This window comes from Leeuwenhoekiella aestuarii (assembly GCF_004104055.1).
Taxonomy (GTDB): Bacteria; Bacteroidota; Bacteroidia; order Flavobacteriales; family Flavobacteriaceae; genus Leeuwenhoekiella; species Leeuwenhoekiella aestuarii.
The window spans coordinates 1,352,927-1,376,305 of the sequence record NZ_QOVJ01000001.1; the positions used below are offsets into that span (position 1 = coordinate 1,352,927).

The window sequence follows — 23,379 nt, forward strand, 5'->3', positions numbered from 1 at the left end:
AAGTTAAAATATGATTTTTTCTATTTCTGCTTTTGAATTTATATTGTTCTAAATAAGCGAGAAACACTTTTGAAGTGAAATATTATTTGACAATTAAATTAAAATTATGGATAAATCATTTGTATTAGATTTGGGTCAAAACTCTATTGGTTGGGTAATTATTGATAATAATACTGTTGAGGAAATAGGAGTATGTTTGTTTCCAAGTAAAAAAATAATAACAAATAATATAGAGTCAAGTGCAACTAAATTATCGACTTTCATTAATAAGAATATACGGTTAATTTCATTGATTATATTAACTGTGATTTTATTTATGATGGGGGTTCTAATAACTAAATTTTGGCAGTTTTGGATAAATCTTGCAATTGCTGGGATTTATTCTGTCTTAACAGTTGAAATAAAAAAATAGTAGAAATTATGAATTGCTTTCATATTCCCATAGGAACTTGTAGGAATGATTCAGATATAGTATTTGTAGCTTATTTTCATAATATGAATTTAGTATGAAAGTAACGAGCATTTGGAGTTGGGGGTTGACTGGATCGGTCTTGTATACCTGTAAATTCTTTTGCAAGTCAAAAAACACCAAAAAAATAGAATTCAACACTTAAAAATTAACCACACTATTTAAAGCTTTATCGGTAGCGGCACTGGCAAAATAGGATTGATACATCATAGTCGTAGTAACGGAGGAATGCCTGTATAACTGCTGTAGCATTTGAACCGGGATTTTATCTCCTGCGATATTGCCAAAACTGTGTCGGGAGATGTGCATGGTTAGTTTTTTGGTAATGCCTGCCTTTTCTGCAATCGTTTTGAGTTGTTTATTGAGGTGCTTGTTCTCGTTCTTTGACTTAGCGTAGATGGTTTTGTCGTCCGCTCTATCAATTTCTTTTAACTCCGGGAATACATAATCATGAGGGCTTCTTTTATCTGCCAGATAAGCGTTTAAAATGGGCTTTACTTTTTCGGGCAATTCCAGAGAGACCAGTTTTGAGTTTTTATTCATGGTGTAATGAATCCGGTTGTCGTAGATATCACTCCAGCGTACTTTTAAGACATCACCCACACGGATACCGGCTAAATAGAAACTAAATAACCAAACGTTTTTTGCGTGCGTTTCTTTCTCGGTCAAGCCTCGAAGCTTCTCCAAATTTTGAATTTCCTGAACAGATAAGCCCACCTTATGCGATTCCGGAAATTTGATTTTAATCTTACCGGTGCCAAATGGGTAGAATTTTCGGTCAATCATTCCCTTGCGAATGGCTTTGTTGAAAATCAACCTTATATAGACTAGAACATTGGCAATCGTACGATCTGACAGCTTAGGTTTTTTTTTAAGATAAATCATAAAGTTTTTGAGAAAGTCCTCATTAATATCTTGGAAAGGGAGATCCTCGGTTTTAGCAAAACTGGCAATGTGATTTTTATACGCTTTATCAACTGCGACCCGGGAAAACTGCTTGGTGTTAACGATCTCTTCCTGATGCTCGTTAGCAAAATCAAAGAAGTTTTTGTTGCTTTTTATAAAGGCAATGTCGTTTTTGATTTGAAGCGGGGTAAAGTCTTTGTTTTCGGATTGAAGGTCGATTAAATATTTATTGATCTCCGTAAGTTTAATTAGTAAGAGGTTATTTAAACGGGTGGCATTTGGGTGCGCTGTTTTGACACAGCATTTTTTGGAATCCCAATATTTCAAGTCGATATGATGCCCTAAATAGATGTAACTAGATTTTCGATTCTTGGTTATGCGAATGGCTAGTGGAAATTCTCCTTTTTGATTTGCCTTTCTACGTAGCGTTATGGCTGCTTTTGAATTCATACTGCAGATTTAAATACTTACTAAAGGTACTTAAAATTTGGTACAACATAGGTACAACAAAATTTGAAATGCCTTGATATCAAATGATTACATAAAATAGCAAATTTTATTTAACTCATTAAATTTCAATTGATTAAGTGTATTTTGTAGGGCTTTACTGGCAACTTAGGATCTAGTGCCGCAAGGTGTGAGAGTTCGAGTCTCTCCGCCTGTACAACGACAAAAGCCGACTTTAACGAGTCGGCTTTTTTTATGGTTTGATTTTAACCCTTTTTTACTTTCGATATTTAGATTGACGTTCTACCATCCAGCCCGGGTACAGATCCGGTTTGCTGCTTACAGCATCTATTTTATTGAGATCTTCTTTACTTAAATCAATCTCCGTTGATTTTATATTCGAGTGCAATTGTTTGAGCGTTTTTGCTCCTATAATGGTGCTGGTCACTCCTTTTTGATGACGCACCCACGCCAGCGCGATTTCTGCTACAGAAACATTGTGATTTTTAGCTAAATCCTGCATCACATCTACCAGGTCAAAAGCCTTGTCTTTGTCTATGGTAGGAAAGTCAAAATCTGCTCGGCGCGATCCTTTTTCACTACTTCCTTCTCGGGAATATTTTCCTGTAAGGAAACCACCCGCAAGCGGACTCCACGGGAAAATGCTCAGATTATGATCTGCTGCCATAGGCACCAATTCGGTTTCTATATCGCGGGTGACCGCAGAATAAAAATATTGTAGACCTATAAACCTTTGCCAGTTGTTGTGTTTTGCAATGGCCTGTGCTTTTGCAACCATCCACGCCGGCCAGTTGCAAATCGCAATGTAACGTACTTTACCGGTTGCAACAATGTCATTTAAGCTGCGTAAAATTTCTTGTACCGGAACTTTAGGGTCTACCCCGTGTACGTATAAAATATCAATATGATCTAATTGCAAACGCTGTAAACTGGCATCTACCGAATTGAAGATATGATAGCGTGAAAGCCTACATCATTTGGTTTTTCACTCATGGGTCCCAACACTTTAGTCGCAATGACGACATCGTCTCTTTTGGTTCCTAAATCTTTCAGTCCCTGACCCAAAAGCTGTTCAGACTGCCCGAAAGAATACACGTTTGCGGTATCTATAAAATTGATTCCGCTATCCAGCACGGCTTTCAACATTTCATTAACTCCTTTCTGATCTACAGATGCGATCTTGCTCCACATTCCTGCATCTTCGCCGCCAAAGGTCATGGTGCCAAAACACAACTCAGATACCATGAGTCCGGTATCGCCTACATAATTAAATTTCATGATGTTTGTTTTTTCTTAAAGTTAGGCAGCGTGGGTTTTTTCTGTTTTAAATTGAGGTTAAAATTTGGATGTAAAAAAAACCGACGTTCTGCCGGCTTTTAAAAGTTACTGTAGTTTTTAAAATCAGTTTATGTCTAGCATCTGTTTCGGCACATTCCAACCTTCAATCTCTATTTGTGAGCTTGTAGTTTTTAGTTTATCATAACTCAGCGTGATTTTCTTTTTGCCACCCGGTGTTACTGAAACATAATTGTCACTGAAAAATGTAGGCAACAATCGTTCACCGGTTTTAGTGTCAATTAATGATATTCTGTTAAAAAAGGCAACTGTGTTTTCTTCAGGAGCAGTAAGTGTAAGTTCAATTTGGGTAGCAGAAGTCTTTTTTGCCTCAGCCGTGAGGCTTGTTTTCTTCAGGCTCTGCAAACCCGAATAATTTCCGGTAGCATCGGGTAACCAGTAAAAGTTATCACTCACTAATTCTTGATTAACATCGAGTAATTGTACCGATAAAAACATCCCGTCTTCTGTGCCTAATGCTTCAATAGATCTCTCAACAGACATAATCTGGCGCACACTTGAAGGTTCGATATAATTAAAAACCTGAGTGATCAATTTACTATTACCTTCCATATCATAAGCGGTAATGCGTAACATCAGATCGTGTTGTTGTTCAAACGAGTTGTTGACGATCATAATGTTATGTTTTACAGGATCGTACATAGCGTGTACCGGTTCGCTGCCACTGCGTAAACCGTATAAACACGCATTAGGGTCTAGATAATAATCATACATCTGGCCACGTAATGCGGTCCAGGGATTTTGTGTTTTCCAGATGATCACACCCGTGTACCAGTCCCACATATGTGAAGAAAAACCTTCTATCAAACCGCGGTATTGATTGTAGTTTACTAATTGTGCTTTGGTCGCGAAATCTTCCATGTCTGTAGGAGTACCATAGGGGTCTAAAAAATTAGCGTAGTCAATGTATTTATGGTAGCTCCATACCTCGTCTTCTACTTTTTCGGTGCCTTCTAATTCTTGCGGGATTACCTGATTTTCTTTTGGTAAAAAGCGTTTTAAAGAAACCGCATCACCGGTTCCTACCGAGCCAATTTCAGAATTAAAAGGCCAAGTACGCTCTTCCCAAAAGGTGTTTGTATTTTGTATACCATAAGGGCCGTCACCGTTTCCGCCTTTAAAATTATACGACATTTCATCGGAATTAGAATAGTCTATAAACCATCGGGTATTGTCGTATTTAGGCAAAATAGAATCTTTTAAAGCGCTTAGAATATCTGCCGGCGGAGTGATCTCGTTACCACCGCACCAAATGGCAAGAGAAGCATAGTTGCGTAACATTTTAACGGCATCTGTTGCAGACTGTATAAAGAGCTCATGATCATCAGGATACTGCCTTCGCGTCCACTGATCTTCTTTTTTCATCGGGTCTACCCAGCGCCCGTTGCAATCACCAGACATCCAGAAATCCTGAATAACGAGCAACCCATATTTGTCGCAAGCTTCATAAAACTCAGGTCTCTCGGGTAAGGCGCCGCCCCAAATACGGATCAGGTTGAGGTTCATATCTCTATGGAAACGAATCTCTGCATCGTAACGCGCTTGAGAGAATCGAAGCATAGCGTCAGAAATAATCCAGTTTCCGCCTTTTATAAATAATTTTTGACCATTTACAGCTATTTGCTTGCTTCGGGTATGTTCGTTCCAACTGGTTTGTATTTCACGCACACCGATGCTCACTTTTTCACTATCGGAAACCGTTCCATTTATAGAAAATTTCATGTCAAGATCATACAGGTTTTGTTCTCCATAACCATTGGGCCACCATAATTTGGGATTCTCTAAAGTGAAATCAGGTAAGGAAATTTCTTTGATCTCATTTGCGGAAAGTGTAACCGGGCTGCTTATAGTTTTTCCATCTAATTCATATTGAAGGATTCCGCTAATTGGGGTTGCCTTTGTGTTTTGCAATTCTGCTGAAACTTGAATAGTAGCTGGTTTTTGTTCTGTTCCGGGAGTACGTTTTCCGGGGACCAATGTCACTATATGTGGATTTTTTAAATTAACGGCCTGCGTTTTTTCAATAAAAACTTTATCCCAAATACCAGTATTGCGGTCGCGTACAGGCTGTATCCAATCCCAGCCTGCGGTATATTGTAAGGCCACACCCTTGGCGATGGTGCCGTCACCACCCTGACCACCGTTAGGATTACCCACGGCGTCCGCCGGATGTACCAAAACAGCTAAGCGGTTCTCTCCATTAGCAGCCAATAATTTTGTGATGTTGAACTGCTTCCGTAGGTACATTCCTTTAAAAGGCAGTTTGTTTACTTTTTTTCCGTTTATAAAAACATCAACGCTATAATTAATTCCTCTAAAATTCAGCCAAACCTGTTCTCCGGATTTAGCAGTTTCTTTAAAGTCATTAACAAACCAATAGGTATAATATTCCCGACCGGTGTCATAGATATCTTTAATTTTCTCATTATTCATCCCGTAAAAAGGGTCGGGTATCTCTTCGTTGTTTAAAAGTGTTGTAAGCACTGTTCCGGGCACGGTAGCTGGCATCCACTTTTTTAGTTTATAGGAAGTTTTAGAAAGTTGATGACCGTTTGCTTTGGTTTCTTTTATAGGGTTGCAAAACCAATCTGAATTCAATTCATACCGGTTTTGAGCTTGTGTAATGTGAATACTAAAAAGCAGATAGATACAGATTTTTACAACTAGAAGTTTTAGACTCATGAGATGGTTGTTTTATAGCGTTCTATAAATATGATAAAGCATCTTAAAACATGAGAACTAATTCGACTAATAGCGCTTTCTGACTAATAAATGAAAGTAAATCGCTCGCTGTATTGCGATTTTTAAATTGAATGTTAAGTATGAGATATGCTAAGTAAATTACCCCAAGTGCTCCTTGAAAAACGCTATGGTGCGTTCCCAGGCAAGTTCTGCGGCTTCTGCGTCGTAGCGAGGAGTCGTGGTATTGTGAAACCCATGGTTTACGTCGGGATACATAAACATCCCATACTCTTTGTTGAATTCTTTTAGCTTGGCTTCATAAGCCGGCCAGCCGCTGTTAATGCGCTCGTCAAGACCGGCATATTGTAATAAAAGCGGAGCTTGAATCTGATCAATATCTTCAGTGGGTTGCCCACCATAAAAAGGTACTGAAGCCGAAAGGTCAGGAACTTTGACTGCCATCATATTGGAGATGGAACCGCCAAAGCAAAAACCAACCACACCTACTTTTCCGTTACACTCAGGATGGCTTTTAAGTAATTCGTATCCTGCAATAAAATCTTCCAGCATTTCTGCACCATCCCGTTTGCGTTGCATCGCACGACCTTCATCATCATTGCCGGGATAACCTCCTAACGGACTCAAAGCGTCTGGCGCAAGGGTAATAAAACCATCAAGTGCTGCTCTTCGTGCAGTGTCTTCTATGTATGGGTTGAGTCCGCGGTTTTCGTGAACCACGACTATACCACCCAGTTTTTCGGTGGCATCTTTGGGTTTTGAAAGTAAAGCTTTAATCTCCCCGCCTCCTTTTGGGGAATCGTAGGTGATAAACTTAGAATCCAGATTGGGGTCTTGCGGATCTACCAGCATCGTGTTTTTATAATCGGGCATCAGAAAACTCAATAAAGCTGGTACGGTCACACTACCTGTGGCAAATAGAGATAGCTTTTCTACAAACTCCCGGCGCTCCAGCTTGTTGTGGGCATAAGCGTCATATAAATCAAAAACTTCCTGCTTGATGTCTTCTTTTTTAAGCCTTCTCATAACTGAACTTTTTTAGATTATTGTGTAATATACATCACAGCAGAGTCTTCTATATATTTTGAAGGATTAAAAACCGCATCAAAATTGGCGTCAACCTGATCGATACTGCTTTGTAATTCTTTAAGTTTGGTGCGGAATTCATCAGCAAAATTGTCGTTTTTAGAAAACTGAGTAATTAACTCTTTGTATTTTGCAATATTGCTTTTCATACGTAAGGTAAGTTGCCCAAAACGTTGACGCAGCGATTGTGTTTTTACCATAAAGCGCTCTACTTCGGTAAGCCAGTTTTTATTATGCTGTGCCTCCCAGGCGGCAATTTTGTCGTTAATCGCTTTTCTGAATTTGTTTTTTATGAGCTCCCGCTCACTGTCTAACGTAGCATTTTGATATTGCTTTACAGCACTCAGAGAAAGTCCGTAATAATTAGCTTGTTCCTCTAGCAGTCTGTTATATTCGTTTTCTAGCTTATTGAGTTCTTCGTTGATGCTTTTCCATTCATTATCTATAATACTCTGTTGTTGACTAAATTGACTCGCAGTGTTTAGAACATTGAGCATTTGAGGCGTTTTATCTCGTAAGTCTCTGCCAGCACCACCTACGATCTCTAATGCCGAAGTAATTCCGGTAGAAAAGGTTTGATATAACGAACCGTAAAGCGGTACGTTGCTTGCGGGCTCATTCAATAATGTGATGCTTTTATTTATGAGATCCATCCAGTTGTCTTTACCTTTTTTGCGTTCGTACCAGTCTTGATATTCTTTAAACCAACTTTCGTAAGCCGGGTAATTCATAGGATTATTAATCGCAGCAATTTTGCTGAAGAACTCTTGAGATGAAAGAAGCAGGTTGCTGGGTTTGATATCGCGGTGAATACTCATCAACTCTGTAAAAGCAAGTTGACCGTTTAATTTAAGCTGAATTTTTCTTGAATTCTCAAGTAGTGTGATTCGGTTTTCTTGTTTAGAAATGATACTGTCTAAACTTCCCAGTCGCTGACTTGTACGGTTGGGGTTTAGATCTGAGAACTCTCCCTGAAGTGATTTTAGTTTTACAGCATTATCCTCGAGTTGTTTGTTGAGGTTGAGTAAAAGAGAGTCGCGCTCCTTTATAATTTGTGCCGAAACCTGATCCTGAGCATGTACACTAAGTGCTATTAGTGAGCAGCATATAACTAAGTATATGCGTTGAATGTAATTCATACAATTATAGTTTTAACCAAAAATAGCAAAATAAGTTTTGGAAAACTGTTAACTCTTTAGGTCTACTATATTTGTTAAAATGAGTCTTTTTAAGTTTGGGTAATTAACTTTTTTAATTATTGGATTGGTTTTTAAGAATTGCATTTTTAGCATCTTCAAGATAGTTACGCCCTATAGTATATCGCTTATTTGCAATCTCAACACTATTACCTTCTACAGCATCAACTCGTTTAATATTTGCAGTATAAGAGCGGTGAATACGCACAAATTGAGAGCTCGGTAATTCATCTGTGAAACTACCTAAAGTCTGGTGCACAACATAGTTGACGCTTGTGGTGATGATTTTGATATAGTCTTTGAGGCTTTCCACAAGAAGAATATCATCCAGATAGATTTTCTTCATTTTTTTCTTGTCAACTTTTACAAATATGCTGTTATTTTCAACAGTTGGTTTAGGGCTTTCCTGCGTTTTAGCCAGTGCCTTGTTTGTTGCTTTTAAAAAACGAGGCAGTGAGATGGGTTTAACCAAATAATCTAATACTTCAAGGTCAAAACCTTGTACGGCATATTCTTCATGGGCAGTGGTGAGAATAACCATAGGTTTTTGATCAAGGCTTTTTAAAAAGCTCAATCCGTCTAAAACAGGCATGTTGATGTCTAGGAAAAGTAAGTCTACTTCAGTACTTCTGATGAATTCTAGACTGTCTATAGCATTGTCAAAAGTTTGAATGATTTCGAGACCTTTTAGCTGTGCAATATGATTTTTAATCACATTGATGGCTAGGGGTTCATCGTCTATGATTACACATCTTAGGTTCATAATAATTTTAATTTTAAATGTACATTATATGCGCCGTCGGCTTCAAAAATCCTGAGGTCATATTCTTCGGGTTTATAGCCCAATTTAAGCCGTTTTTCAACATTCTCAAGACCTATTCCTCCGGCTTCATTTAGGTTGTTTTGTGAAATTTTCTGAGGCAACGTGTTACTCATTTTAAAATAGAGAAACTCCTCCTCAATCTTAAGCTTTATGTTGATCTTTACATTACCAATGTTTTTACTAGCCCCATGTTTAAACCCATTTTCAATAAAATGAATTAAAAGCATCGGGGCTATTTTTTTTCCTTTTGTGTTTCCTTTTACGTCAAAATTAAGATCTAGCTTTTTGTTATACCTGATGCGCTCCAGGTCCAGATAGTTCTTGATGAACTTAATTTCCTTATTGAGTGATTGTCGTTTTTCTTTAGTTTCATAAAGTAAATACCGCATCAGATCAGAAAGTTTTAAGATCGTTTCCGGGGTGTTTTCAGACTTTTCTAAGCTAAGAGAGTAAATATTATTTAAGGTGTTAAAGAAAAAATGAGGAGAGATCTGAGAGCGTAAAAAGCGTAACTCAGTCTCAAGATTTGACTTAGCCAAATTTGCGGCAAGTTGTCGTTCTCTAAGCCAGTCTATCGTGATCTTAATGGCTACTCCAAATGAGATTACATACAATTCTCCAAGCATCATAACGATCACATAATTGGTGTTTAAGCTAGTGGTTTCCTCGGGTCCTTCGGGCCACACATTATTGCTTATTAAAAAATAGGTGAGCTCATATTTTATAATCACCATAACAAAAATAGTAGCTATAAGGCTTATTGAAAAAAGGATGTATTTCCGCTTATAAATAAAAGTGGGAATGAGCACATACACCGTAAAATAGGTGAGAGACATGTGTATGGGAAAACCCAGTAGGTTAGCTTTAAACGAGTAGAGGTAGTCGTTGTAATAACTGCCCCAACGTAAAAAGTTAAACAGAAAATAAACCAACCAGAAAATAGCGTGATGAGTCACGTTTACTTTGTAGCCGGTATTAGCATTAAGCAGAAAATTATTTTTAAATGAAGCACTTATAGGCATAGATCTAAAGATGGGTTTTGAGCCGTTTAGCTTTTCAGAACTGTTGTTTGTCTAATAAAAAACAAAGACCGCGATAATATATCACATATTTATTAAAAATCTTAACATATTATGCCGTTAGGGGCTAAAATAAGCGTACAAATGTTAAATAAAACAATTTTTTTACTGGCTTTAATTACACTTTTTTCGTGTAAAGAAAATCAGGAACCTTCTTCTAACGAAAAAGAAGACTTAAATCTTACAGCTTTTGTAGATCCTTTTATCGGTACCGGTGGTCACGGCCATACTTATCCGGGAGCAACAGTACCTTTTGGAATGGTTCAGGTAAGTCCTGATAACGGGAGAAACGGGTGGGACTGGTGCTCAGGTTATCACTATTCAGATTCTATAGTGTCTGGTTTTAGCAATTTACATTTGAGCGGCACAGGTATTGGTGATCTTGCTGATATCTTATTTATGCCGGTAGCAGAAGAATTAGACCTTACCGGAACGTATGAAAATCCTCAGGATCGTCCCTACGCATCAAAATATTCTCATAAGCGTGAGCAAGCAGAACCAGGTTATTATTCGGTTTATTTAGAAGATCCACAAATTAAAGTAGGACTTACCGCTACAAAGAGAACCGGTTATCAGAAATACAATTATGAGGGTGCAGGTGAAGCATCAGTAGTACTTGATCTGGGCTTTGCCATTAATTGGGATGCGCCTACAGAAACAGCTATCAAAATAGAAAATGAAACCACAATAAGCGGATATCGCCACAGTACCGGCTGGGCAAAAAATCAAAAAGTGTTTTTTGTTGCAGAGTTCTCTAAGCCTATTGCTCGTCACAATTTGGTTCAAGATAAAAAAGTTGTTACTGCAGATAGTGTTGCCGGAAAAACTACCGCAGCGCAATTCTTTTTCAATATTGATGGAAGCCGCGATGTGATCGTGAAAGTTTCGGTTTCTTCGGTAAGCTTAGCAAATGCTAAAGAAAATTTTGCGGTTTCTGAAGCTACAGATTTTGAAACTGCAAAAAAGGATGCAAAGAAACTTTGGGAAGATCAATTAGAGCATGTCGTTGTAGAGACTCCTACAGATTCTTTAAAAACCATTTTTTATTCGGCATTGTATCACACACAGATTGCTCCGGTAACGTTTAGTGATGTTAATGGAGAGTTTCGTCAGGAGAATGATAGCATTGTAAAAGCAGATTTTACAGCATACTCTACACTTTCTCTTTGGGATACCTTTCGTGCAGAAAACCCGCTACTAACTCTTTTAGAGCCTGAAAAAGTAAGCGACATTGTAAATTCGATGTTGATGTATTATCAAGTACACAAAAGTTTACCGGTATGGACACTCTACGGAAATGAAACCAATACAATGACCGGTAATCACGCAATACCTGTGATTGCTGAAGCCTATTTTAAGGGAATAAAAGGTTTTGATGCGGAGCAAGCATTTGAAGCGATGAAAAACACGCAAATGCGTGATGAGCGTGGACTTAAATTCTTAAAAGAGTATGGCTATATTCCTTTTGATAAAATTGACGAAAGCGTCACTTTTAACCTGGAATACGCTTACAACGACTGGTGTGTGGCACAAATGGCTAAAGCATTGGGTCACGATAAAGATTATGAGTATTTCGCTGAGCGCTCCAGATCTTATGAGAAATTGTACGATCGAGAAACCGGTTTTATGCGTGGTAAATCTTCTACAGGATCTTGGCATGAGCCTTTTGACCCTAAGTTTTCAAGGCACCGTGAAAACACAGATTATACCGAAGGAAATGCGTGGCAACACAGTTGGTTTGTACTTCATGATACTGATAATTTTATAAAGCTTCACGGCGGTTCAGAACCATTTACAGCAATGCTTGAGCAATTGTTTACAGAGAGTTCTGAGATCACTGGGGATCATATTTCTAATGATATTTCTGGCTTAATTGGTCAATATGCTCATGGTAATGAGCCTAGTCATCATATAGCTTATTTATTTAACCGTGCAGGCAAGCCCTGGAGAACACAATACTGGATAAATCAGATTTTAAAAACACAATACAACACAACGCCTAATGGCTTGAGTGGTAATGAAGATGCGGGGCAGATGTCTGCCTGGTATGTATGGAGTTCTATGGGGCTTTACTCGTTTAATCCGGCAAGTGCGGCATATGAAATAGGGAGTCCGGTTTATGAGAAATCTACAATTAACCTTCCTTCTGGAAAAACCTTTACCATAGTTGCTGAGGGGGTTTCTCAAGAGAATTTTTACATACAATCAGCAACTCTTAACGGGAAAGATTTTAATCAAACGAGTATCACCCACAAGCAAATTATCGCCGGAGGTGAACTTAAATTAGTAATGGGAGCGAGGCCTAACAAAAGTTGGGGTGTAGTCACGCAGGCAGAATAATATGGATAGTATTGATGTTATAATTATTGCGCTTTATCTACTGCTTACCATTGCGATTGGTGTATATGTGGCTAAAAAAGCTTCAAAGGGTTTAGATTCTTACTTTTTAGGTGGTAAAAGCATCAAGTGGTATTACTTGGGGCTGAGTAATGGTTCTGGGATGTTTGATGTGTCTGGGACTGCCTGGATGGTGGGGATTCTCTTTCTCTACGGAGTAAAGAGTTTTATGTTTATGTGGATGTGGCCCATTTTCAATCAGGTCTTTGTGATGATGTTTCTTGCAGTCTGGATCAGAAGATCTAACGTAATGACCGGTTCTGAGTGGATTTTATCTCGTTTTGGAGATGATAAAGCCGGGCGTGCTTCTCACCTGATTGTTGCCATTTTTGCAGTTGTTGCCTCGGTAGGATTTATAGCTTATTTCTTTGAAGGAGTAGGTAAATTTATGACTGTTATTCTTCCTTGGGATGTGAGCCTTGTTATCAATGATTTTATATTGTTAAATTCTGAACAGGTATATGCGCTTATAATTATCTTATTAACTACGATTTATACCATTAAGGGTGGAATGTTCTCTGTGGTTTCTACCGAAGTTTTACAGTTTGGAATTATGGTTCTCGCAGGTGTACTTGTTGCAGGTTATACCTTTTTTAAGTTTACCGATGCAGAGATCACAGCTTTGATTCCTGATGAATGGACGAGTATAACTTTTGGTACAGAGCTTACGGGATTTTGGGCCGGAGACTTTGAAAGCTTTAATAAACTGATAGATACACAAGGCTATAAGATGTTTGGCGCTTTTGTGGGGATGAGCCTTTTTAAAGGATTTTTTGCAAGTATCGCCGGTCCTACGCCTAGTTATGATATGCAACGTATTTTATCGACCAAAACGGCAAAAGATGCTGCTTATATGAGTGGTTTTACAAATTTGGTTTTGTTCATTCCAAGATATTTAATGATTGCGGCAATCGTGATTTTAGGGTTGGTCTATATCGCTCCAGAATTAGTAAAAGCAGGAGGAATTAGCAGTGATGACTTAGAGGTGATTCTTCCGCAGGTTATTAATAATCACGTACCCGTAGGAATAAAAGGACTTTTGTTAGCGGGGCTTCTTGCAGCCTTTATGTCTACCTTCTCGGCCTTTGTAAATGCAGGACCTGCGTATATTGTTAACGATATTTATAAAAAATATTTCAAGCCGGCAGCAACTGACAAGCACTATGTTAAAGCAAGCCATGTCGCTTCTTTTGCCGTGGTTACTTTAGGTGTGATAATGGGCTTTTTTGCAGAGTCTATTAATGCGATTACCTTATGGATCACGAGTTCGCTTTACGGTGGTTATGTGGCTGCTAACTTTTTAAAATGGATCTGGTGGCGTTTTAACGGCTGGGGATATTTCTGGGGAATGTTGAGCGGGTTGATCATTGCCTCGCTTCAGTTTTTGATAGATCAGGGCGCATCGAGTTATGTAGAAGGTAGTTTCTTGTACTGGTATTCGCATATTCCGGCAATTTATTTATTTCCAGTGATCTTAGTATTCTCACTTGTAGGTTCGTTTTTAGGAACTTGGTTAACTCCGCCTACAGCTTTAAAAACTTTGAAAAGTTTTTACACTTCTGTGCATCCGTGGGGATGGTGGAAACCGGTGCGGGAGCAATTAACATCAGAAGAGCAAGTGGGGAAAAACAAAGATTTTGGGCTGGATATGTTTAACTGTTTGGTGGGAATCGTCTGGCAATCTAGTATGATCGTACTGCCTATTTTCCTGATAGTTCGTGATTATGAAAAAACAGCAGTTAGTTTATTAGCTTTTGGATTAACCAGCCTTATTCTAAAATTCACATGGCTTGATAAAGTCAAAAAACTAGAAAATTAAATAACATAAATAAACGCCTTTTTAGGCTAAAAAAATAGAATCATATTTTATGAGTACAACTCAAATTCCTTGGCAAGAGAGACCTGCAAACAGCACAGATGTAATGTGGCGTTATGATGCAAATCCTATTATAGATCGATACGCAATACCAAGTTCTAATAGTATTTTTAATTCTGCCGTAGTGCCATTTGAAGGCGGTTTTGCAGGAGTGTTTAGATGCGATAATAAAGCAGTGCAGATGAATATCTTTGCCGGTTTTAGTAAAGATGGAATCAACTGGGATATCAATCACGATCCTATTGAGTTTGGTGCCGGAAATACAGAAATGATCGAATCTGATTATAAATACGATCCAAGGGTGTGCTTTATTGAAGACCGCTACTGGATTACCTGGTGCAATGGATATCACGGGCCAACTATAGGAATTGGCTATACGTTTGACTTTAAAGAATTTTTTCAGTGTGAGAATGCCTTTCTTCCCTTTAACCGTAATGGTGTTTTACTTCCGCAGAAAATAGACGGAAAATACGCCATGTTGAGCCGCCCAAGTGATAATGGGCACACGCCTTTTGGAGATATTTACATCAGCTATAGTCCAGATATGAAATATTGGGGAGAACACCGTTGTGTGATGAAGGTAGCTCCTTTTACAGAGAGTGCCTGGCAGTGTACTAAGATCGGCGCAGGGCCAGTACCTATTTTGACTGATGAAGGTTGGTTGTTGTTCTATCACGGGGTGATCAACACCTGTAATGGATTCAGGTATTCGGTGGGAGCTGCAATTTTAGATAAAAACAGTCCTGATAAAGTATTATACCGCAGTCAGCCTTATTTATTAGGGCCTGCAGCACCCTATGAGTTGGTAGGAGATGTGCCTAATGTATTGTTTCCGTGTGCGACCTTACATTCTCTAGAAGAAGATAAAGTCGCTTTATACTATGGAGCTGCAGATACGGTGACTTCGGTGGCTTTTGGTAAATTGAGCGAGATACTAGATTTCATAAAAAATAACAGTTTATAAGTGATGAAAAACAGGATTACTCTTTTACTTCTTTTGATTGGATTTTTTGGCTTTGCCCAAAAAATCTCACCGCGTTCTTATGTAGCGCATCACATAGATACGCCGCTTGAAATTGATGGCAAGGCTGATGAGGAAGTGTGGAAAGAGGCTCCGTTTTCAGAATCATTTATAGACATAGAAGGCGTTAAAATTCCAAAGTATCAAACGCATGTAAAAATGCTTTGGGATGATGAAAACCTGTATTTCTATGCAGAGTTAAAAGAGCCGCACATCTGGGCGACTTTAAAGCAACGTGATACCGTTATTTTTTACAATAACGATTTTGAAATCTTTATAGATCCTGATGGGGATACCCATAATTACTATGAGTTTGAGATGAATGCGCTCAACACGGTATGGGATTTACTGTTGGTGAAACCCTATCGGGAATCAGCTCCGGTTCTAGACAGCTGGGATATACAGGGGTTAAAAACAGCGGTTTCTATAAATGGAACGTTGAATGATGCTTCTGATATAGATAAAAGCTGGAGTGTAGAGATCGCGATGCCGTGGGAAGTTTTAAAAGAAGCTAGTGGTAGTAATGAATTGCCGGTAGAGAAGTTTTGGCGTATTAACTTCTCTCGGGTTAACTGGGATTATGAGTTGGATAACGGAGTTTACAGCCGTAAAAAAGATAAATCGAGTAATTTTTTACCAGAATACAACTGGGTTTGGTCTCCACAAGGAGTCATCAATATGCATGAGCCTGAGCATTGGGGGTATGTGTATTTCTCATCAAAACCTGTTTCAGAAAAAGTAAGCTTTATTATTCCGCAGGATGAGCAAATCCGTTGGAAATTATACGAATTCTACAGAGCTCAAAAAACGTATTTGTCAACTCATAAATCTTGGGCAACAGATTTAAAAGCAATTGGTACAACCCGTTTTGACCTTGAAGGAAAAGAACTTATCCCATCTCTAGAAAACTACCGTCAAGGTTGGGTGATAACCGTAAAAAGTCCATTTTCGGGTAAGCTGTATAGCATTAGAGAAGACGGGAAATATTCAGAAATAAATCAATAATACTATGAAATTTAAACACTTATTTTTAATACTTGTAGCAGTAGTGGCTACAACTTCTTGCATAGATAATATACATCCTGCAGGTAGTAAAAAAGAGAGCAAAAAAACAGCTGAAGTCTCTGAAGATTTTAAATTTTGGACGTGGATGACCGCTGATGCTTCAAGAACTGATGAATCGTATACTGAAGAATTTAAAAAATATGCAGCTAACGGTCTTGATGCGGTGTTGATTAATACCAATGCAGATGCAGATCTGTTAGCGCGTTTAACGCCTCTAGCAACTGCCGAAGGTCTTGAAGTTCACGCCTGGATGTTTACGATGAATCGCCCAGGGGATTCTGTTGCATTACAACACCCGGAGTGGTATGCAGTAAGTAAAGAAGGAAAATCTACTTTTGATCACCGTCCTTATGTAGACTATTACCAGTTTTTATGCCCTACTCGAGAAGGATCTCGCACACATATTCTAGGGCTTATCGATAAGCTAACTCAAGTAGAAGGTGTGAGCAGTTTTCATTTGGATTACATTCGCTATCCTGATGTTTATTTGCCCATAGGTTTATTGCCTAAATATGATTTGGTACAAGATACAGAGCTTCCTGAATATGATTTCTGTTATTGCGATGCGTGTATTGATAAATTTGAGAAAGAGCATCATAAAAACCCATTAAAGTCACACAATACTGCGATTGATATGGAGTGGAAACAATTCCGTTTAAATCAGATAAAAGCGGTGGTTGACGATGCTTATGAAGTGGCGCATAAAAACGGAAAGCTGTTAACGGGAGCGGTTTTTCCATATCCGGAAATGGCAGACCATATGGTGCGTCAGCGTTGGGATAAATGGAATATAGATGTGGTCTTACCAATGATCTACCACAATTTTTATAATGAAGAAGTAGACTGGATTGGATTTGCAACTGGTCAGGGTGTAAAGGACCTTCAAGGAACTGACACCGAGTTGCACACTGGTATTTATGTTCCGGAAATGAGTCCGGAAGATCTTGCAAAAGCAATTCAACTGGCAAAAGATAATGGAGCAAAAGGAGCAGCATTTTTTGACGGAAATGCGCTTACTGATGCACAACTTGCGGTAATCAAAGCAGCAAACTAAAAAAGCTTACTGGCTTTAATTTTAAGCCCGGGCAAATGTCTGGGCTTTTCTATTTAAAAATAAGAGCAAGGTTCTTTAAAAGTAAAGGATTAAAAAAAGATTTCAAAAGGTATGAAATGGATTAAACTAGTGGTTGTCGTTATAGCTTCATTCTTAATAAGCTGTACCGAAAAAGAGAATCCTTCGTTTACACAAAACGATCTGGTTTTGATTCCGCAGCCTAAATCTTTAATGTTAAATTCAGGTAGTTTTAAGATAGATGCGCAAACACAATTTGTAGTTGCTCACGATAGTTTAGAAGTTATCACGGGTATTTTAAATGATCTTTTTGAAAAGTCAGCGGGATTCAAATTAGATGTAACGACTTCGGGTACTAAAAATATTATTCAGTTAGCACAAAATACAAAGCTTGCGGAAGAAGCTTACAAACTTGATGTAACCCGTGAAAAAGTTATGTTGGAAGCCAATTCTAAACTGGGTTTCGTCTACGGTTTAGAGACCATTCGCCAGTTGCTTCCTGCGGCGATTGAAAGCAGTTCTAAAGTTTCAGATCTTAAACTTTATATTCCTAATGTGAGTATTGCCGATGCTCCGCAATACCTCTATCGTGGAAGTCACTTAGATGTTTCCCGTCATTTCTTTGGGAAAGAATACATCAAAAAGCATTTAGATCGAATGGCTTTTTTAAAACTGAATACCTTCCATTTTCATCTGGTAGATGATCAAGGTTGGAGAATTGAAATTAAAAAATACCCCAAACTTACTGAAGTTGGTGCTTTTCGTGTAGATCAGGAAAATAAACATTGGAATGCGCGAACCCAAAATGATTTAAAAGCCGAAACAACTTACGGTGGCTTTTATACCCAAGAAGATATTAAAGAAATTGTGTCTTATGCTGGAGAGAAAGGTATTCGTGTAATCCCGGAGATCGAAATGCCGGCACACGTGATGAGTGCGATTGCTGCATACCCGTGGCTGTCTTGTAAAGAAGAGCCTATTGCGGTTCCATCTGGCGGTGTGTGGCCTATAACCGATATTTATTGCGCCGGAAAAGAATCTACTTTTGAATTTCTAGAAGATGTTTTAACCGAGGTAATGGCATTATTTCCCGATGAATACATTCACGCGGGTGGAGATGAAGCTACCAAAACCAATTGGGAAACGTGTCCACATTGTCAGCGGCGTATTCGAGAAGAAGGTCTTGCTGATACCGGCGAATTGCAGAGCTATTTTATGAAGCGTATGGAGCGCTTTTTAAGCGAGCATGACAAAACGTTGATTGGTTGGGACGAGATCTTAGAGGGTGGTTTACCCGAAAAAGCAACCGTGATGAGTTGGAGGGGTTTTCAAGGCGGATGGGAAGCCACAAAGGCTGGTCACGATGTGATCATGACACCGGTGAGTCACATGTATTTTGATTATTATCAGGGGAATCCTGACAACGAGCCGGTGGCGTTTAATGCCTTTCTTCCGTTAGAAAAAGTGTATGAATTCCGCCCTGCGGCAGACTCTATGAGTATAGAACAGAAAAAGCACGTTTTAGGCGGTCAGGCCAATTTGTGGTCTGAATATGTGCCAGAAGAATCACACTCCGAATATATGTTGTTTCCGCGTCTTTTTGCAGCTTCTGAAGTACTATGGAGTCCTGAAGAAAAATTGGATTGGAATGCTTTTTCTATTCGCGTTCGTAAACTGATGCAGCGGTTTGATGTGATGGGGATCAATTATGCAAAAAGTGCCTTTGCGGTTCAGCCAGAATCAGAGATTAATTTAGAGACCGGTAAAATTACAATCGCGTTGCAATCTGAATTTCCGAATACTCAAATTAGATACGCTCTGGGAGATTTAGAGTTGAATGCTGACTCAGAAGTTTACAGCAACCCTATATCTTTTGATAGTACGACTTCGGTTAGTGCAGCAGTTTTTGAAGACGGGAAGCTTATGGGTTCTAAAATGCAAAAATATTTTGACTTTCATGAAGCGGTTGCAAAGCCTGTTACCTATAAATTTGAATACAATGCGAGTTATCCGTCAACTGGTAAAACCGCACTTGTAGATGTATTGCGCGGAAGTAAATATTTTAAAGACGGTCGCTGGCAGGGGTGGGTCGGTGAACCTGCGGTAATTACTATTGATCTTGAGGAAGTGAAAAACATTGATCAGATAACTGTAGGAAGTCTTGAAGAGCAAGGGACTGGTATTTATTTCCCGCAGCTTATAAAAGTTGAAGTTTCTCGGGATGGTAAAACTTTTGATGAGGTATCGCAAATGGAACGTGCTTTTGAACCCAATCCAGGAGCTAAGATTGAGAATTTTAAACTGAAATTTGAGACCAGAAAAGGCATTCAATTTATCCTGGTTACTGTAGAGCCCTTGTCAAAAACCCCAAATGGAGGCGGAGCCTGGTTATTTTTAGATGAAATTCTGGTTAACTAAGAGAAATACAACAGTATGATTTTACATAAAAAAGCAACTCTTTTTATAGGATTGTTAATTGGCTTTTTCGCGAAAGCGCAAACACAAGATTTCACACACTATGTGAATCCATTTATCGGGACTTCAAATTTTGGAGCGACTAATCCTGGAGCGATTGCTCCACGAGGTATGGCGAGTGTTTCGCCATTTAATGTGGCAGGAAGGGAAAATGTTCTAGAAAAAGACAGTCGCTGGTTGTCTAACCCCTATGTGAATGAAAATACCTTTTTAACCGGTTTTAGTCACGTAAATATGAGTGGAGTTGGTTGCCCAGATCTTGGGGTGATCCTAAGTATGCCTACTACCGGAGAACTTCAAACAGATCATTTAGTATACGGAACCACCTACACCAATGAAGTTGCAAAACCCGGTTATTATTCGGTTGAATTAGATAAGTACAACGTAAAAACCGAATTAACGGCCAGCACCCGCGTAGGTGTAAGTCGTTATAGTTTTCCTGCCGGGAAAGCAAATGTATTACTCAATCTTGGGCTGGGTTTAACTAACGAGCAAGGCGCTGTACTTAAGTTTAATTCACCTACGGAAGTAGAAGGTTATCGTATGGTAGGTTCATTTTGTTATAACAATGCCGAGAGTGCATATCCTATTTATTTTGTAGCACGCATTTCTGAAACACCGTCTAATTACGGGGTTTGGGATAAACCTGCAAAATACGGCGGGCTAGAAGCACAATGGATGGGCTATAACGGCAAAACACGTCTTAAAGAGCAATTTATGCGCGAGGTGGTAGGTGATAGTATAGGAGCTTATTTTAAGTATGATTTTGATAAGCCTACACAGGTTGATATGAAGATTGGTATCTCGTATGTGAGTGTTTCTAATGCACGTGAAAACCTGAATGAAGAAGTAGGTGACGCTTCTTTTGATGCGGTTTATAAGCAAACAAAACAGGCTTGGAATGATAAATTAAGCGTTGTTGAAGTTGAAGGCGGAAGTGTAGATGATAAAACTATTTTCTACACGGGTTTATATCATACTCAAATTGCACCTAATATTTTAAATGACAGCAATGGCGAATACCCCGCTATGAAAACTCGTGCGGTAAAACATACCGAAGGAACACGCTATACCGTTTTTTCACTTTGGGATACGTATCGTAATTACCATCAATTGATGAGTTTATTGTATCCACAGGAGCAATTAGATATGGTAAATTCAATGTTAGATATTTACGATCAAAATGCTTGGTTGCCTAAATGGGAGCTTAATGCAACGGAGACTTTTACAATGGTAGGTGATCCGGCTGCAGTGGTTTTAGCAGATACCTATGCTCGCGGAATTACAGATTTTGATGTTGATAAAGCTTATAAAGCAATGCTGAAAAGTGCTGATACCCGCGAAGGAAATCCATTGAGACCGGGATTGGCAGAATACATTGATAATGGATATGTAAGTGTTGACTCTGATGTTGCAGGTCCTGTTTCTACGACGCAGGAATACAATATTGCAGATTATGCGATAGCTCAATTAGCGGAAATATTAGGCAAGAAACAGGATGCAAAGCGGTTTACAAAACGCGCACTTTCTTATAGAAAAATGTACAATAAAGATTCGGGTTTTTTACAGCCTAAAATGAGTGATGGCAGTTGGTACGAACCTTTTGATCCATTAGCCGGTGCAAACTTTACAGAAAACCCTGGTTTTATAGAAGGTAATGCGTGGCAATATTTATTTATGCAACCCCACGATATTAAGGGGATGATTAAGTTAATGAATGGTAACAAGAAGTTCGAAGAAAAACTAGACGCTCTTTTTGCCGAAGATCAGTTTGATATGGCAAACGAACCTGATATTTCATACCCGTTTTTGTACAATTATCTACCGGGAAAAAGTTATAAGACTCATGAGAAAGTTGCAGAACTAATCGATACGTATTTTACCAATAAACCTGCAGGTTTGCCCGGGAACGATGATACGGGAACTATGAGTGCTTGGCTTGTTTATGCGATGATGGGCTTTTATCCAATGACTCCGGGAGAAGCGACTTATACTTTGTCTGAACCGCAATTTGATACGGTGAGAATTCATTTAAACCCTGATTTTTACAGTAACAAAACGCTAACTATTAAAAACCAATCAACAAGAGGTAACTATAAAACAACAGCTTTTAAAGTAAACGGTAAAACGTTGAGCACTAGTCAGGTGATGCATAAAAACTGGGTGGAAGCCGGGGAGGTTATTTTTGAGTAACTCCTATAAGTACACACTTTAAGGTGTTATTTAGCTTCTTAGAGCCGTTGTCTATCGAATCTTTTTTGAAATAGTTAAGAAAATTGGGAATTTCATCTTCAGAAAGCCTGATACTTTCGTTAGAAGATGTGAAATTTTGAAAAACATTAGGTTTTCTGGGTATTAAAAGATTGAAAAGATATTCAATAGATATGGAACTAAAGGTTAAAGATTCGACGTTGATCACCTACGAACCCGCAGGTAAGTTTGAAGAGACCCGTTTTGAGAAGATACACAACATCAGTTTTGAACAATCAACACAGGCTTCGGCTATTGTAGCTCAGGAAATCGCTGATTTGATCCGCAGTAAAGAAGCTGCTGGTGAAAAATGCGTTTTGGGCTTGGCCACAGGCTCTTCCCCTATCAATGTGTATGCAGAACTGGTACGTATGCATAAGGAAGAAGGATTAAGTTTTAAAAATGTGATCACCTTCAATCTAGATGAATATTGGCCGATGGATAAGTCTGACGTGCAGAGTTACCATTATTTTATGCACGAGCATTTATTCAACCACGTAGATATTCCGGCAGATCAGGTAAATATCCCTGATGGCACGGTAGATCAGGAAGAGATCAAACCGTTTTGTATCGCTTACGAAGCCAAGATTAAAGCTGCCGGCGGATTGGATTTTCAACTTTTGGGAATTGGTCGTACCGGACATATTGGTTTTAATGAACCCGGTTCACATTTCAACTCGGGTACCCGTATGATCACCCTGGATTACCTGACCCGCGCCGATGCAGCGGGATCATTTAGAGGGCTCTCTAATGTGCCTAAAAAAGCGATCACGATGGGGATCAATACGGTGTTGAACGCCAAACGTATTGTGCTTTTAGGTTGGGGGCAAAACAAAGCCGAAATTTTAAAAGAAACCATAGAAGGAGAAATTTCTTCAATCGTTCCGGCAACCTATTTGCAGGAACACGAGAATACCACCTTTGTACTTGACGATGCAGCTGCATCAGAATTGACCCGCGTTAAAACACCCTGGTTGGTAGGCACCTGTGACTGGACCAAAGAATTGACTGCAAAGGCTGTTTTCTGGTTGTGTGAAAAGACCGGCAAGACCATTTTAAGTCTTACCGATAAAGATTATAATGACCACGGAATGTCTGACCTGCTTGCCTTGCAAGGTTCAGCTTACAATCTCAATATTG

17 protein-coding genes are annotated in these 23,379 nt (G+C 38.9%); 9 read left to right on the forward strand and 8 right to left on the reverse strand.

Going from position 1 to position 23,379, the window contains the following annotated elements; translation table 11 throughout:
• Window positions 1–106 precede the first annotated feature (106 nt).
• The gene (locus DSM03_RS05970; protein WP_128760074.1) at window positions 107–412 is read left to right on the forward strand and encodes a hypothetical protein; all 306 of its coding nucleotides are present in this window, start codon (window positions 107–109) and stop codon (window positions 410–412) included.
• Window positions 413–610: 198 nt separating this feature from the next.
• On the opposite strand, the gene DSM03_RS05975 is transcribed toward DSM03_RS05970, so the two are convergent.
• From DSM03_RS05975 to DSM03_RS06005, 8 genes are all read right to left on the reverse strand, one after another.
• Window positions 611–1,825, reverse strand: a complete 1,215-nt coding sequence (locus tag DSM03_RS05975) for a site-specific integrase (protein WP_128760075.1) — start codon at window positions 1,823–1,825, stop codon at window positions 611–613.
• A gap of 274 nt (window positions 1,826–2,099) precedes the next feature.
• The gene (locus tag DSM03_RS05980) at window positions 2,100–2,762 is read right to left on the reverse strand and encodes an aldo/keto reductase (protein WP_262707724.1); all 663 of its coding nucleotides are present in this window, start codon (window positions 2,760–2,762) and stop codon (window positions 2,100–2,102) included.
• A gap of 17 nt (window positions 2,763–2,779) precedes the next feature.
• Window positions 2,780–3,121 carry an aldo/keto reductase gene (locus DSM03_RS19200; RefSeq protein WP_201740407.1) on the reverse strand — a complete coding sequence of 114 codons (342 nt, stop codon included), beginning with the start codon at window positions 3,119–3,121 and terminating at the stop codon, window positions 2,780–2,782.
• Between the two features lie 123 nt (window positions 3,122–3,244).
• The gene (locus DSM03_RS05985) at window positions 3,245–5,881 is read right to left on the reverse strand and encodes a glycoside hydrolase family 2 protein (RefSeq protein ID WP_128760076.1); all 2,637 of its coding nucleotides are present in this window, start codon (window positions 5,879–5,881) and stop codon (window positions 3,245–3,247) included.
• 159 nt (window positions 5,882–6,040) lie between these two features.
• Window positions 6,041–6,925 (reverse strand): dienelactone hydrolase family protein, encoded by an 885-nt coding sequence (locus tag DSM03_RS05990; protein WP_128760077.1) that lies wholly within the window; start codon window positions 6,923–6,925, stop codon window positions 6,041–6,043.
• Between the two features lie 17 nt (window positions 6,926–6,942).
• Window positions 6,943–8,124 carry a hypothetical protein gene (locus DSM03_RS05995; RefSeq protein WP_128760078.1) on the reverse strand — a complete coding sequence of 394 codons (1,182 nt, stop codon included), beginning with the start codon at window positions 8,122–8,124 and terminating at the stop codon, window positions 6,943–6,945.
• A 112-nt stretch (window positions 8,125–8,236) separates the two neighbouring features.
• Window positions 8,237–8,944, reverse strand: coding sequence for a LytR/AlgR family response regulator transcription factor (locus DSM03_RS06000; RefSeq protein ID WP_128760079.1), 708 nt, complete (start codon window positions 8,942–8,944; stop codon window positions 8,237–8,239).
• Window positions 8,941–10,026, reverse strand: a complete 1,086-nt coding sequence (locus tag DSM03_RS06005; RefSeq protein WP_128760080.1) for a sensor histidine kinase — start codon at window positions 10,024–10,026, stop codon at window positions 8,941–8,943. Before DSM03_RS06005 ends, DSM03_RS06000 begins: the two co-directional genes overlap by 4 nt.
• Window positions 10,027–10,167: 141 nt before the next feature.
• Between DSM03_RS06005 and DSM03_RS06010 the strand changes: the two genes are divergently transcribed.
• The 8 genes from DSM03_RS06010 to nagB all read left to right on the forward strand — a co-directional run.
• Window positions 10,168–12,423, forward strand: a complete 2,256-nt coding sequence (locus DSM03_RS06010; protein ID WP_128760081.1) for a GH92 family glycosyl hydrolase — start codon at window positions 10,168–10,170, stop codon at window positions 12,421–12,423.
• 1 nt (window position 12,424) lies between these two features.
• The gene (locus tag DSM03_RS06015; protein WP_128760082.1) at window positions 12,425–14,299 is read left to right on the forward strand and encodes a sodium:solute symporter family protein; all 1,875 of its coding nucleotides are present in this window, start codon (window positions 12,425–12,427) and stop codon (window positions 14,297–14,299) included.
• 49 nt (window positions 14,300–14,348) lie between these two features.
• Window positions 14,349–15,320 (forward strand): glycoside hydrolase family 130 protein, encoded by a 972-nt coding sequence (locus tag DSM03_RS06020; protein WP_128760083.1) that lies wholly within the window; start codon window positions 14,349–14,351, stop codon window positions 15,318–15,320.
• A 3-nt stretch (window positions 15,321–15,323) separates the two neighbouring features.
• Entirely contained in the window at window positions 15,324–16,382 is a 1,059-nt protein-coding gene (locus DSM03_RS06025; protein ID WP_201740408.1) for a carbohydrate-binding family 9-like protein, read from the forward strand.
• Between the two features lie 4 nt (window positions 16,383–16,386).
• Window positions 16,387–17,496 (forward strand): glycoside hydrolase family protein, encoded by a 1,110-nt coding sequence (locus DSM03_RS06030; RefSeq protein ID WP_128760085.1) that lies wholly within the window; start codon window positions 16,387–16,389, stop codon window positions 17,494–17,496.
• A 111-nt stretch (window positions 17,497–17,607) separates the two neighbouring features.
• Window positions 17,608–19,932 carry a glycoside hydrolase family 20 protein gene (locus tag DSM03_RS06035; protein ID WP_128760086.1) on the forward strand — a complete coding sequence of 775 codons (2,325 nt, stop codon included), beginning with the start codon at window positions 17,608–17,610 and terminating at the stop codon, window positions 19,930–19,932.
• Between the two features lie 15 nt (window positions 19,933–19,947).
• A complete protein-coding gene (locus tag DSM03_RS06040; RefSeq protein ID WP_128760087.1) occupies window positions 19,948–22,182 on the forward strand; it encodes a GH92 family glycosyl hydrolase in 2,235 nt (744 codons plus the stop codon).
• 191 nt (window positions 22,183–22,373) lie between these two features.
• On the forward strand, window positions 22,374–23,379 hold a 1,006-nt coding region (gene nagB, locus DSM03_RS06045; RefSeq protein ID WP_128760088.1), incomplete at its 3' end, for a glucosamine-6-phosphate deaminase.

What these genes read in the sequence shown, in the direction of transcription:
- DSM03_RS06025 (WP_201740408.1), top strand. Translation starts at nt 15,324, where the DNA reads ATGAAAAACAGGATTACTCTTTTACTTCTTTTGATTGGATTTTTTGGC.
- DSM03_RS06020 (WP_128760083.1), top strand. Translation starts at nt 14,349, where the DNA reads ATGAGTACAACTCAAATTCCTTGGCAAGAGAGACCTGCAAACAGCACA.
- DSM03_RS06015 (WP_128760082.1), top strand. Translation starts at nt 12,425, where the DNA reads ATGGATAGTATTGATGTTATAATTATTGCGCTTTATCTACTGCTTACC.
- DSM03_RS06000 (WP_128760079.1), bottom strand. Translation starts at nt 8,944, where the DNA reads ATGAACCTAAGATGTGTAATCATAGACGATGAACCCCTAGCCATCAAT.
- DSM03_RS06005 (WP_128760080.1), bottom strand. Translation starts at nt 10,026, where the DNA reads ATGCCTATAAGTGCTTCATTTAAAAATAATTTTCTGCTTAATGCTAAT.
- DSM03_RS06035 (WP_128760086.1), top strand. Translation starts at nt 17,608, where the DNA reads ATGAAATGGATTAAACTAGTGGTTGTCGTTATAGCTTCATTCTTAATA.
- DSM03_RS05985 (WP_128760076.1), bottom strand. Translation starts at nt 5,881, where the DNA reads ATGAGTCTAAAACTTCTAGTTGTAAAAATCTGTATCTATCTGCTTTTT.
- DSM03_RS19200 (WP_201740407.1), bottom strand. Translation starts at nt 3,121, where the DNA reads ATGAAATTTAATTATGTAGGCGATACCGGACTCATGGTATCTGAGTTG.
- DSM03_RS05970 (WP_128760074.1), top strand. Translation starts at nt 107, where the DNA reads ATGGATAAATCATTTGTATTAGATTTGGGTCAAAACTCTATTGGTTGG.
- DSM03_RS06040 (WP_128760087.1), top strand. Translation starts at nt 19,948, where the DNA reads ATGATTTTACATAAAAAAGCAACTCTTTTTATAGGATTGTTAATTGGC.
- DSM03_RS05995 (WP_128760078.1), bottom strand. Translation starts at nt 8,124, where the DNA reads ATGAATTACATTCAACGCATATACTTAGTTATATGCTGCTCACTAATA.
- DSM03_RS05990 (WP_128760077.1), bottom strand. Translation starts at nt 6,925, where the DNA reads ATGAGAAGGCTTAAAAAAGAAGACATCAAGCAGGAAGTTTTTGATTTA.
- DSM03_RS05975 (WP_128760075.1), bottom strand. Translation starts at nt 1,825, where the DNA reads ATGAATTCAAAAGCAGCCATAACGCTACGTAGAAAGGCAAATCAAAAA.
- DSM03_RS06010 (WP_128760081.1), top strand. Translation starts at nt 10,168, where the DNA reads ATGTTAAATAAAACAATTTTTTTACTGGCTTTAATTACACTTTTTTCG.
- DSM03_RS06030 (WP_128760085.1), top strand. Translation starts at nt 16,387, where the DNA reads ATGAAATTTAAACACTTATTTTTAATACTTGTAGCAGTAGTGGCTACA.